This is a genomic window from Burkholderia sp. 9775_39, from assembly GCF_015712225.1.
GTDB classification, from domain to species: domain Bacteria; phylum Pseudomonadota; class Gammaproteobacteria; order Burkholderiales; family Burkholderiaceae; genus Burkholderia; species Burkholderia cenocepacia.
Map to the genome: position 1 here is coordinate 62,101 of NZ_JACCQC010000027.1, position 11,321 is coordinate 73,421.

General features: G+C 67.7%; 11 protein-coding genes and 1 tRNA gene. 5 read left to right on the forward strand and 7 right to left on the reverse strand.

The window, feature by feature from the left end; all coding sequences use genetic code 11:
• Positions 1-37 precede the first annotated feature (37 nt).
• Positions 38-337 (reverse strand): Asp-tRNA(Asn)/Glu-tRNA(Gln) amidotransferase subunit GatC, encoded by a 300-nt coding sequence (gene gatC, locus H0X90_RS28545; RefSeq protein ID WP_006477478.1) that lies wholly within the window; start codon positions 335-337, stop codon positions 38-40.
• A gap of 367 nt (positions 338-704) precedes the next feature.
• Here gatC and H0X90_RS28550 point away from each other — a divergent pair, with 367 nt between their 5' ends.
• The 5 genes from H0X90_RS28550 (at position 705) to rodA (ending at position 6,992) form a co-directional block, all read left to right on the forward strand.
• Positions 705-1,748: a rod shape-determining protein gene (locus H0X90_RS28550; protein ID WP_004189550.1), complete on the forward strand. Its 1,044-nt coding sequence runs from the start codon at positions 705-707 to the stop codon at positions 1,746-1,748.
• A 138-nt stretch (positions 1,749-1,886) separates the two neighbouring features.
• A complete protein-coding gene (gene mreC, locus H0X90_RS28555) occupies positions 1,887-2,951 on the forward strand; it encodes a rod shape-determining protein MreC (RefSeq protein WP_006494380.1) in 1,065 nt (354 codons plus the stop codon).
• A complete protein-coding gene (gene mreD / locus H0X90_RS28560; protein ID WP_006482567.1) occupies positions 2,948-3,460 on the forward strand; it encodes a rod shape-determining protein MreD in 513 nt (170 codons plus the stop codon). The genes mreC and mreD overlap by 4 nt, the downstream gene beginning before the upstream one ends.
• A 101-nt stretch (positions 3,461-3,561) precedes the next feature.
• Positions 3,562-5,832, forward strand: coding sequence for a penicillin-binding protein 2 (gene mrdA / locus H0X90_RS28565; protein WP_059720854.1), 2,271 nt, complete (start codon positions 3,562-3,564; stop codon positions 5,830-5,832).
• Positions 5,833-5,843: 11 nt separating this feature from the next.
• Positions 5,844-6,992: a rod shape-determining protein RodA gene (gene rodA / locus H0X90_RS28570; RefSeq protein ID WP_006482564.1), complete on the forward strand. Its 1,149-nt coding sequence runs from the start codon at positions 5,844-5,846 to the stop codon at positions 6,990-6,992.
• A gap of 78 nt (positions 6,993-7,070) precedes the next feature.
• Here rodA and H0X90_RS28575 read toward each other — a convergent pair whose 3' ends face one another.
• The 6 genes from H0X90_RS28575 to H0X90_RS28600 all read right to left on the reverse strand — a co-directional run bounded on the left by H0X90_RS28575 (position 7,071) and on the right by H0X90_RS28600 (position 11,271).
• Positions 7,071-7,823, reverse strand: coding sequence for a tetratricopeptide repeat protein (locus H0X90_RS28575; RefSeq protein ID WP_048987582.1), 753 nt, complete (start codon positions 7,821-7,823; stop codon positions 7,071-7,073).
• Entirely contained in the window at positions 7,820-8,605 is a 786-nt protein-coding gene (locus H0X90_RS28580; protein WP_077190233.1) for an HpcH/HpaI aldolase/citrate lyase family protein, read from the reverse strand. The genes H0X90_RS28575 and H0X90_RS28580 overlap by 4 nt, the downstream gene beginning before the upstream one ends.
• A gap of 325 nt (positions 8,606-8,930) precedes the next feature.
• Positions 8,931-9,383 carry a 6-carboxytetrahydropterin synthase QueD gene (gene queD / locus H0X90_RS28585; protein WP_006482561.1) on the reverse strand — a complete coding sequence of 151 codons (453 nt, stop codon included), beginning with the start codon at positions 9,381-9,383 and terminating at the stop codon, positions 8,931-8,933.
• 18 nt (positions 9,384-9,401) lie between these two features.
• Positions 9,402-10,034 (reverse strand): 7-carboxy-7-deazaguanine synthase, encoded by a 633-nt coding sequence (gene queE, locus H0X90_RS28590; protein ID WP_006495383.1) that lies wholly within the window; start codon positions 10,032-10,034, stop codon positions 9,402-9,404.
• Between the two features lie 75 nt (positions 10,035-10,109).
• Positions 10,110-10,844: a 7-cyano-7-deazaguanine synthase QueC gene (queC, locus tag H0X90_RS28595; RefSeq protein ID WP_006495384.1), complete on the reverse strand. Its 735-nt coding sequence runs from the start codon at positions 10,842-10,844 to the stop codon at positions 10,110-10,112.
• Positions 10,845-11,195: 351 nt separating this feature from the next.
• Positions 11,196-11,271 (reverse strand) — tRNA-Phe (locus tag H0X90_RS28600).
• Positions 11,272-11,321 lie beyond the last annotated feature (50 nt).

Here is an 11,321-nt window from a genome sequence, read left to right on the forward strand (position 1 = left end):
GCGGCGCTGGACGGCCCGCGCGCTTGTCATCGAATGCTTACTCGATCACCTTCGGCACGAGATAGAGGCCGTCCTGGACGGCCGGCGCCGGACGCTGGTTGTCGTCGCGATTGACGACTTCCGTCACGGCGTCGTCGCGCAGGCGCTGCGCGACTTCCTGGATCTGTTCGATCGGGTGGGCGAGCGGCGCGATGCCGGCGGTGTCGACCGCCTGCATCTGCTCGACGAGGCCGAAGAATTCATTGAGCTGGCCGAGCATGTGCTCGGCGTCGGCGTCGGCCATTTCGAGTCGCGCCAGGTGCGCGATGCGTTTCACATCGGTCAGGGTCAGGGCCATGCGATCACCGGAAAAACAAGGCTGCGCAGTGCATCGAAAGCAGCACTGCGGCGGGGGGTTGGAGGGTGCGATCCCACCCTCAAAAATCGGGGCCGAAGCGGCAAAAATACCGCCCGTTTCGATTCAAATACCGTGAAATTATAAGGTATCATTACGCGTTCGACCCAAACCCGGCAGCCTTTTCCCGCACCGTTTCGCCCCACTTCGGCAAGCCGTGCGTGCTTCGTGCGATCCCCGGTAGACATCACTCGCAGCTTCGTGCGCCGCGGCGGCCGCTTCCGCCACGCTTCCCGAGGCTGTTATTTTTTCCGCTGCCGCCCTCAGCGCTCGCTATGCAGGGCCGGCCCAGAGCGAAACAGGATTCTGAATGTTCGGTTTTTTGCGCAGCTACTTCTCCAACGATCTCGCGATCGACCTCGGCACCGCAAACACCCTGATCTACATGCGCGGCAAGGGCATCGTGCTCGATGAGCCGTCCGTCGTGTCGATCCGCCAGGAAGGCGGCCCCAACGGCAAGAAGACGATCCAGGCGGTCGGCAAGGAAGCCAAGCAGATGCTCGGCAAGGTGCCGGGCAACATCGAGGCGATCCGCCCGATGAAGGACGGCGTGATCGCCGACTTCACCGTCACCGAGCAGATGATCAAGCAGTTCATCAAGACGGCCCACGAGTCGCGCATGTTCTCGCCATCGCCGCGCATCATCATCTGCGTGCCGTGCGGCTCGACCCAGGTCGAGCGCCGCGCGATCAAGGAAGCCGCGCACGGCGCCGGCGCGTCGCAGGTCTACCTGATCGAGGAGCCGATGGCGGCCGCGATCGGCGCGGGCCTGCCGGTCTCGGAAGCCACCGGCTCGATGGTCGTCGACATCGGCGGCGGCACGACCGAAGTCGGCGTGATCTCGCTCGGCGGCATCGTCTACAAAGGCTCGGTGCGCGTCGGCGGCGACAAGTTCGACGAGGCGATCGTCAACTACATCCGCCGCAACTACGGGATGCTGATCGGCGAGCAGACCGCCGAGGCGATCAAGAAGGAAATCGGCTCCGCGTTCCCGGGCTCCGAAGTCAAGGAAATGGAAGTGAAGGGCCGCAACCTGTCGGAAGGCATCCCGCGCAGCTTCACGATCTCCAGCAACGAAATCCTCGAAGCGCTGACCGATCCGCTGAACCAGATCGTGTCGTCGGTGAAGATCGCGCTCGAACAGACGCCGCCGGAACTCGGCGCCGACATCGCCGAACGCGGGATGATGCTGACGGGCGGCGGCGCGCTGCTGCGCGACCTCGATCGCCTGCTCGCGGAAGAAACCGGCCTGCCGGTGCTCGTCGCGGAAGATCCGCTGACCTGCGTCGTGCGCGGTTCGGGCATGGCGCTCGAGCGCATGGACAAGCTGGGCAGCATCTTCTCGTACGAGTGATCGCCCAGTGATCGCCTAGGCAGTCCCGTTTGATATGACGCACCCGCGGCGTGGCCGGATCGCTCGTTCAGAACGAACCGCCGCGCCGTTTGCGCGTCTGAGCATTATTTAACCGATCACACGCGCCCGGCGCCGACCATGGAATACAGTCCGCCGCCCCTCTTCAAGCAAGGTCCGCCCGCGCTCGCGCGGCTCATCTTCTTCGTCGCCCTCGCCATCGCGCTCCTCGTGTCGGACGCGCGCTTCAGCACGCTCGAAATCGTGCGCGGCGTGCTCGGCACGGTGCTCTACCCGCTGCAACGCGCGGCGCTCGTGCCGCGCGACCTGTTCATGGGCGCGGCCGACCTCGCCGTCACCGGCGCGGCGCTGCGCCACGAGAACGACGATCTGCGCAAACGCAACCTGCAACTGTCCACGCAGGCCAACCAGGCCGCCGTGCTCACGCAGGAAAACGCGCACCTGCGCGCGGTGCTCGAACTGCGCCAGCACATCGCGACGCAATCGACGCCGGTCGAGATCCAGTACGACACGAGCGATCCGTTCACGCAGAAGATCGTGGTCGGGCAAGGCTCGCAGCAAGGCATCCAGGACGGCTCGCCCGTCGTCAGCGAGGACGGCGTGATCGGGCAGGTCACCCGCGTGTTCCCGCTGCAATCCGAAATCACGCTGGTCACCGACCGCGATCTCGCGATTCCCGTGCAGGTGCTGCGCACCGGCCTGCGCAGCGTGATCTACGGCACGCCGAAGGGCGATTCGCTCGACCTGCGCTTCGTGCCGACGAGCGCGGATCTCGTCGCCGGCGACGAACTCGTCACGAGCGGCCTCGACGGCGTCTATCCGCCCGGCCTGCCGGTCGCGAAGGTCGTGCGCGTCGACAAGCTCGCCGATACCGCGTTCGCCCGCGTGACTTGCGCGCCGGTCGCGGCCGTGCGCGGCGCGCGCCAGATGCTCGTGCTGCATTACCGGAACGACATCCCGCCGCGCCCGGCCGAGCCCGATCCCGCGGCCGAGAAGAACGCGAAGGGCAAGAAGGGCAAGGCCGCCGCGAAGGCCGAGAAAGCCGACAAGGCCGACGCGAACGCGAAGCCGGCCGCCGCGGCCCCGCCCGCCGGTGCGAACCCGGCGCCGGCCCCTGCCGCGCCGGCCAAGCCCGCCGCCGCGCCCGCGAAGCCCGCTGCCGGGCAATCAGGAGCCCAGCGATGAACCGCCCGCAATACATCCTGCAGCCGGTCAATCCGTACTTCATCGTCTTCAGCCTCGCCGCCGCGTTCCTGCTGAACCTGATGCCGTGGGGCCGCCTGCCCGGCGTGCCCGACTTCGTCGCGCTCGTGCTGCTGTTCTGGAACATCCACCAGCCGCGCAAGGTCGGGATGGGCGTCGCGTTCGCGCTCGGCATCCTGATGGACGTGCACGACGCGGGGCTGCTCGGCGAGCATGCGCTCGCCTATACGCTGCTGTCGTACGGCGCGATCACGATCCACCGCCGCGTGCTGTGGATGCCGATCGGCGTGCAGGTGCTGTACGTCACGCCGCTGCTCGTCGTCGCGCAGCTCGTGCCGTTCGTGATCCGCCTGCTGATGGGCGCCGCGTTCCCCGGCTGGCGCTACCTCGTCGACGGTTTCGTCGAAGCCGCGCTGTGGCCGATCGCGAGCCACCTGCTGCTGATGCCGCAACGCCGCCCGGTCGACCCGGACGATACGCGCCCGATCTGAGCCGGACCGACCTTGAATACCCGCCGCCCCCACGCCCGCCGCGCGCCGCGCTCCGGGGCGGCACCTCGCCCGCGTCCGCGCGCGGGCCAGATTGCCCTTAAATGACCGAATTCAACGACACCCAACAGCAGCTCTCGAAGTTCCGCCTGCGCGTCGCGGCGGCGGGCGTGTTCGTGTTCGTCTGCTTCGGGCTGCTCGCGAGCCGCTTCTTCTATCTGCAGCTGATGCAGCACGGCAAATACGCGCTGCAGGCCGAGGAAAACCGCATCTCGGTCGCGCCGATCGTGCCGAACCGCGGGATCATCACCGACCGCAACGGCGTGATCCTCGCGAAGAACTACTCGGCGTACACGCTCGAGATCACGCCGTCGAAGCTCGACGACACGCTCGACAACACGATCGACAAGCTGTCCGAGATCATCCCGATCGACGCGCGCGACCGCCGCCGCTTCAAGAAGCTGCAGGAAGACTCGAAGAACTTCGAGAGCCTGCCGATCCGCACGCGGCTCACCGATGCCGAAGTCGCGCGCTTCACCGCGCAGCGTTTCCGCTTCCCCGGCGTCGACGTGCGCGCGCGGCTGTTCCGCCAGTACCCGCTCGGCATGACGGCCGCGCACGTGATCGGCTATATCGGCCGGATCTCGAAGCGCGACCAGGATCGCATCGACGCGATGAGCGACGACAACGACAGCGACCAGGAGCACTACGACCCGCGCCGCGACGCGAACAACTACAAGGGCACCGACTACATCGGCAAGATCGGCGTCGAGCAGAGCTACGAAACCGAGCTGCACGGGCTGACCGGCTTCGAGGAAGTCGAGGTGACGGCCGGCGGCCGGCCGGTGCGCACGCTGTCGCGCACGCAGGCGACGCCCGGCAACAACCTCGTGCTGTCGCTCGACATCGGGCTGCAGCAGGTCGCCGAGCAGGCGTTCGCCGGCAAGCGCGGTGCGCTCGTCGCGATCGAGCCGAAGACGGGCGACGTGCTCGCGTTCGTGTCGTCGCCGAGCTTCGACCCGAACTCGTTCGTCGACGGCATCGACCAGCAGACCTGGGACGAGCTGAACAACTCGCCCGACAAGCCGCTCCTGAATCGCCCGCTGCACGGCACCTACCCGCCGGGCTCCACCTACAAGCCGTTCATGGCGCTCGCGGGCCTGACGCTCGGCAAGCGCACGCCGGGCTGGGGCTTCCAGGACCCGGGCTACTTCACGTTCGGCGGCCACACGTTCCGCAACGACGTGCGCTCGGGCCAGGGCTGGGTCGACATGAACAAGGCGATCATGGTGTCGAACGACACCTACTTCTACATGCTCGCGCGCGACCTCGGCGTGAACGCGATCGCGAACTTCATGAAGCCGTTCGGCTTCGGCCAGATCACCGGGATCGACATCCAGGGCGAGGCGCGCGGGATCCTGCCGTCGACCGACTGGAAGAAGAAGGCGTTCAAGAAGGCCGCGCAGCAGAAGTGGTTCGACGGCGAGACGATCAGCCTCGGAATCGGCCAGGGCTACAACTCGTTCACGATCCTGCAGCTCGCGCACGCAACCGCGACGCTCGCGAACAACGGCGTCGTGATGAAGCCTCACCTCGTGAAGGAAGTCGAGGATCCGATCTCTCGCGCGCGCCACCTGACCGTGCCGAAGGAAAGCGAGGTGATCCCGCTCAAGCAGGCCGACATCGACGTCGTGAAGCGCGGGATGGAGAACGTGATCGAGAACCCGTCCGGCACCGCGTACAAGGTGTTCCGCGGCGCGCCGTACCTCGCCGCCGGCAAGACCGGTACCGCCCAGGTGTTCTCGCTGCAGGGCTCGAACTACAAGGGCCACCTGCTCGCCGAACACCTGCGCGACCACGCGCTGTTCATCGCGTATGCGCCGGTCGACCATCCGCAGATCGCCGTCGCGCTGGTCGTCGAAAACGGCGGCTGGGGCGCCCAGGCCGCCGGCCCGATCGCGCGTCGCGTGCTCGACTACTACCTGGTCGAGCGCCAGAACCCGAAGAACGAAGCCGCGGCCGTGGCCGCCGCGGCGTCGGCCACTGAGCCGGTGAGCGCGCCGGTGGTCGGCGACACATCCAAACCGGCCACGATCGCGGCCGGCTTCACCGCACTGCCGCAGCCGGTCGTGCCGTCGGCGGCCAGCGCGGCCGAAGCGGCATCCGCCGCATCGGGGGCCTCGGGCGCCAGCGCCACGGCGCCGGCCGACACGAGCGCCGCGGCGCCGATGGCCGCGAGCCTGCCGCCGATCCGGCGCCCGCACCGGCCGCGCCGGCCCGCCAGCGACGCGCAGCCGGTCGTCGCCACGCCGCGGGACGACAACCATCGTGCGACGGCCCCCGCGAAAGCGGCGGACGCCGGCACCGCTCATTAACGGAGAAAGGCATGCAATTCGACAAGCGCGCCTGGCTCGACAAGATCAAGCAGATGTTCGCGGGCTTCGACCGTCCGCTCGCCCTCATCGTGTTCCTGCTGCTGTGCGTCGGCATCGTCACACTGTACAGCGCGTCGATCGACGTGCCGGGCCGCGTCGAGGACCAGTTGCGCAACATCCTGCTGACGTTCGTGCTGATGTGGGTGATCGCCAACATCCCGCCGACCACGCTGATGCGCTTCGCGGTCCCGCTCTACACGTTCGGGGTCACGCTGCTGATTGCCGTCGCGCTGTTCGGGATGACCAAGAAGGGCGCGAAGCGCTGGCTGAACGTCGGCGTCGTGATCCAGCCGTCCGAAATCCTCAAGATCGCGACGCCGCTGATGCTCGCGTGGTACTACCAGCGCCGCGAAGGCGGGCTGCGCTGGTACGACTTCATCGCCGCGTTCGGGATCCTGCTGGTGCCGGTCGGGCTGATCGCGAAGCAGCCGGACCTCGGCACGGGCCTGCTCGTGTTCGCGGCCGGCTTCTTCGTGATCTACCTCGCCGGCCTGTCGTTCAAGCTGATCGTGCCGGTGCTCGTCGCGGGCGTGATCGCGGTCGGCTCGATCGCGGTGTTCGAAGAACGCATCTGCCAGCCTGAAGTGCAGTGGCCGCTGATGCACGACTACCAGAAACACCGGGTCTGTACGCTGCTCGACCCGACGTCCGACCCGCTCGGCAAGGGCTTCCACACGATCCAGGCCGTGATCGCGATCGGCTCGGGCGGCGTGCTCGGCAAGGGCTACCTGAAAGGCACGCAGGCGCACCTCGAATTCATTCCGGAAAAGCACACCGACTTCATCTTCGCGGTGTTCTCGGAGGAATGGGGGCTCGCCGGCGGGCTCGTGCTGCTGACGCTGTACATGGCGCTGATCGCGCGCGGGCTCTACATCGCCGCGCAGGGCGCGACGCTGTTCGGCCGGCTGCTCGCGGGCTCGCTCACGCTCGCGTTCTTCGTCTACGCGTTCGTCAATATCGGGATGGTGAGCGGCGTGTTGCCGGTCGTCGGCGTGCCGCTGCCGTTCATGAGTTACGGCGGCACCGCGCTCACGACGCTCGGCATCGCGATCGGGATGATCATGAGCGTCGGGCGGCAGCGGCGGTTGATGAAGAGTTGACCGCGCGGCCTGCGCTGCGGCACACGACAACGGCGCCTGCGGGCGCCGTTTTGCATCGGGCGGACCGAATGCAGCCGCTTACTGCGGCGGCGCGTGCGGTTTGCCCGGCTCCGCGCCGGTGCCCGATGCCGGCCCCGGCGCCTTCAGCCGCGCGCTCAGCTCCTTGAATTTCATCCCGGCCGTCTCGTCGCCCTGCGCGGCCGCCGCCGCGTAGTACGCGCGTGCGATGTTCAGGTTCTGCGCGACGCCGTCGCCGCCGCGCTCGTAGAACGACGCGGTCACGTACTGCGCGGTCGGCTCGCCCGCGTCGGCGGCCTGCTTGTACCACGCGAACGCCTGCCGGTTGTCGCGCGGCGTGCCGCGCCCGTCGAGGAACTGGTTCGCGAGCGACAGCTCGGCTTGCACGTGCCCCTGCTTCGCGGCCCGCAGGAACCAGCGATGCGCTTCCGCCGGATTGCGCGCGACGAACTCGCCATCGTCGAACATCCGGCCGTACACGTACTGCGCATGCGACATGTTCGCTTCCGCCGCGCGCTTGAGCCAGCGCAGCCCTTCGTCGACGTTCGCGGTCACACCTTCGCCCGTCAGCAGCATCATCGCGTAGTTGAACTGCGCGAGGCGATCGCCGCGCTCGGCCGCATCGTGGAATTGCACCAGCGCCGCGCGATAGTCGCCGGCGTTGTAGTCGGCGACCGCCGATTGCGTCTCGCGCGACGGGTCAGGCTTCGCTTGCGGCGCGCCCTGCGCGACGGCCGCCGCCCACACGGCCCACAGGCCGACCATCGCCCCGATCCGCGCGCGCCCGCAGCACGCACCGTCTGCGCCGTTCATGACCGTACCTCCTGCAACGCCTGCCGCGTCGCGCGCAACAGCCAGCTCACGTCGGCCGACACCGTGATCATCCGGTAGCCGGCCTCGCGATACTGGCGCGCGGCCGCCGTGTCGCCCGCGAAGATGCCGACCGCGACGCCCGCCTGCTTGCCCGCCGCGAGCACGCGCGCCATCGCGGTTTCGACGTCCGGGTGGCGGATATCGCCGAGATGCCCGAGGCTCGCCGCGAGATCGGCCGGGCCGACGAACAGGCAATCGACACCGGGCGTCGCCGCGATCCGCTCGACTTCGTCGACGCCGCGCGCCGATTCGACCTGCACGATCACCGCGACTTGCGCATTCGCCGTCTGCAGGTAGTCGCGGCGCATGCCGAACGCCGCCGCGCGCACCATGCCCGCGACGCCGCGCAGCCCGTCCGGCGATTCGGGCGACGGGAAGCGCGTGAGCCGCACCGCGTGCGCGGCGTCGTCGGGCGTCTCGATACACGGAAACATCAGCGTGCGGGCGCCGGCGTCGAGCGCACGCTTCACGAGCCACGGCTCGCGCGCCGGCACGCCCACGACCGGCTCGCTCGGCAGGTGCGCCGCGGCGATCGCGCGCAGTTGCGACGCCACGTCGCGACTGTCGTTCGGCGCATGCTCCATGTCGATGCAGAGCCAGTCGTAACCGGCATGCGCGAGCGCTTCCGCGGCCGAGTCGCTGCCGAGCGACAGCCACAGGCCGTACAGCGGCTCGTCGCCGTCGCGCAGGCGTTGTTTGAGGGAATTGGTGAGCGTGCTCATCGATACGGCCTCCGGAACGGAACGGCAATCGAACGGGACAAGCAACTGGCGAAGCGGAAGCGGAATGCATACCGCCGGGCAACCGAAGCACGGTGGCGGCGGCAGATCGCACGCCAGAGAACGTGAGTCGGCCCGGGACGACCGATCTGACAAAGCGGGCCGCGCAATGGCTCACGCGCGCGTTTTTCCGTGCCGCACGACGATCATAGCGCGGCCGGATGCTCGATGCGGGAACCGACGGGGGAAGCCGTACCGGCGCGGGACGCGGCGGCTGGCGGCGACGGCCAGCCCGCGCCGAACGGCGGGGCTGCCGGGAAAGGCAGGATCAGCGGCCGGGCTGGCGCTCGACGTCGGCCCAGCAGTTCGGCGTTTCGTACAGACGCACGCGCTCGAGGCGCAGATTCACGCCGTAGTGCGCGTCGTACACGTTCGCGAGCAGGTCGAACGCGATCGCCGCGAGGTTCTCGACGGTCGGGATCCGGTCGATCACGACCGTCTTGTGGTCGGCCATCTGCTCGAGGAACGAACGCACGACCTCGTCGCGCGCATAGACCAGGAACGCGTGATCCCACTTGCTGACGAGGTGCTCCATCGCGAGCGCCTTCACGTCGGCGAAATCCATCACCATGCCGCGGTCGGGCGCCCCCTCGGTATCGACGAGATCGCCGCGCAGCGTGATTTCGAGCACGTAGCGATGGCCGTGCAGGTTCCTGCACTGGCTGCGGTGATCGGGGATGCGGTGGCCCGCGTCGAATTCGAGTTTTCGGGTAATCAGCACGATGTCAAAAGCCGTGGCTCAGGGAATGTTCAGATATTTGTGGGTCTGCATCGACAGCCGCCACTGCGGATGACGCTTGCACCAGTCGATCGCGAGCTTCGTATTGAGGTCGCGCGACGGGCCGTCCATCGGCTGGACCAGGAAATACTCGAAGTCGAGCTTCGCGTAGTCGGCCAGCCGCTGGTTGTCCTGCGGCACGACGACCTTCAGTTCGTTGCCCTTCGTGACGACGAGCGGCGCATCGGCCTTCGGGCTCACGCAGATCCAGTCGATCGATTCGAGCACCGGCAGCGAACCGTTGGTTTCGATCGCGATCTCGAAGCCGGCCGCATGCAGCGCGTCGACGAGCGGCTGGTCGAGCTGCAGCATCGGCTCGCCACCCGTGCAGACGACGAAGCGGTGCGCTTCGCCCGCCGGCCACAGGCCGGCGATCGTCGCGACGAGCGCGGCGGCGTCCTTGAACTTGCCGCCGTTCTCGCCGTCGGTGCCGACGAAGTCCGTATCGCAGAAGCGGCACACGGCCTCCGCACGATCCTCTTCGCGGCCCGACCACAGATTGCAGCCGGCGAACCGGCAGAACACGGCCGGCCGGCCCGCATTCGCGCCCTCGCCCTGCAACGTGTAGAAAATTTCCTTGACCGCGTAAGTCATCGTCCTTCGTCCGGCTCGCGCCGCTCGTTGTCGATCAGAATCCGTTGTCCATCAAGCGCCGCCGGCGCAGCCGCGTCACAGCGGCGCTTCGGTCACCCGCTCGCCCTTCAGGTAGGCCTCGTAGCCGCGCTTGCGCAGCTTGCAGGCCGGGCATTCGCCACAGCCGAAGCCCCAGTCGTGCAGTTCCGCGCGCTCGCCCACGTAGCAGGTGTGCGTCTCGACGCGGATCAGTTCGACGAGCGCGTCGCCGCCGAGCTGTTCGGCGAGCTGCCAGGTCTGCGCCTTGTCGAGCCACATAAGCGGCGTCTCGAGCACCATGCGCGTATCCATCCCGAGATTCAGCGCGACCTGCAGCGCCTTCATCGTGTCGTCGCGGCAGTCCGGATAGCCCGAAAAATCGGTCTCGCACATCCCGCCGACCAGCACGCGCAGCCCGCGCCGATAGGCGATCGCCGCGGCGATCGTCATGAACATCAGGTTGCGGCCCGGCACGAACGTGTTCGGCAGGCCGTTGGCCGTCGTCTCGATCTCGATCGTGCGCGTCATCGCGGTATCGCTGATCGCGCCGAGCACCGACAGGTCGATCATGTGATCGTCGCCGAGCCGGTCCGACCACGCGGGAAACTTGCGCTTCAGCGCTTCGCGCACGCCTTCGCGGCACTCGAGTTCGACGCGATGACGCTGGCCGTAGTCGAAGCCGAGCGTCTCGACCGTCTGGTAGCGTTCGAGGGCCCATGCCACGCACGTGGCGGAATCCTGCCCGCCGGAAAACAACACGAGCGCGCCGTCTTTAGCGTCTGTCCGAATCACCGTGATACTCCGTGAATGTGTAGGCTCGCGTCGCACTGCGCCCCGAGGCCGGCTGCCGCCGGGCGGCCCGACGCGGCCGGCCTGTGCCGGCTCGACCAGTATAGGCAGCGCGCTCGGCCGCAAATGCGGCGGCGCGCTTATACCGCTCATCGCACGGCATCGTTGCCGCGCGCCACGACAGGCGCACCGCGAGCAGCCTGCCATGCGCATGAAGCGATGCGCTAAGTCATTGAGCGGGCACGGATTTTATCATGCCCCGGCGAATGCTGCCGGGCCCGCGGCCCACGACACGCGATACCCACCACAAACGAAAAACCCCAAGAACCTTCCGATTCTTGGGGTTTTAAATGCTGGTGGCCTGGGACGGAATCGAACCATCGACACGCGGATTTTCAATCCGCTGCTCTACCAACTGAGCTACCGGGCCAACGAAGAATGAAAGTATATCGAGCTATTCGCCCCCGAGCAAGTGCTTTC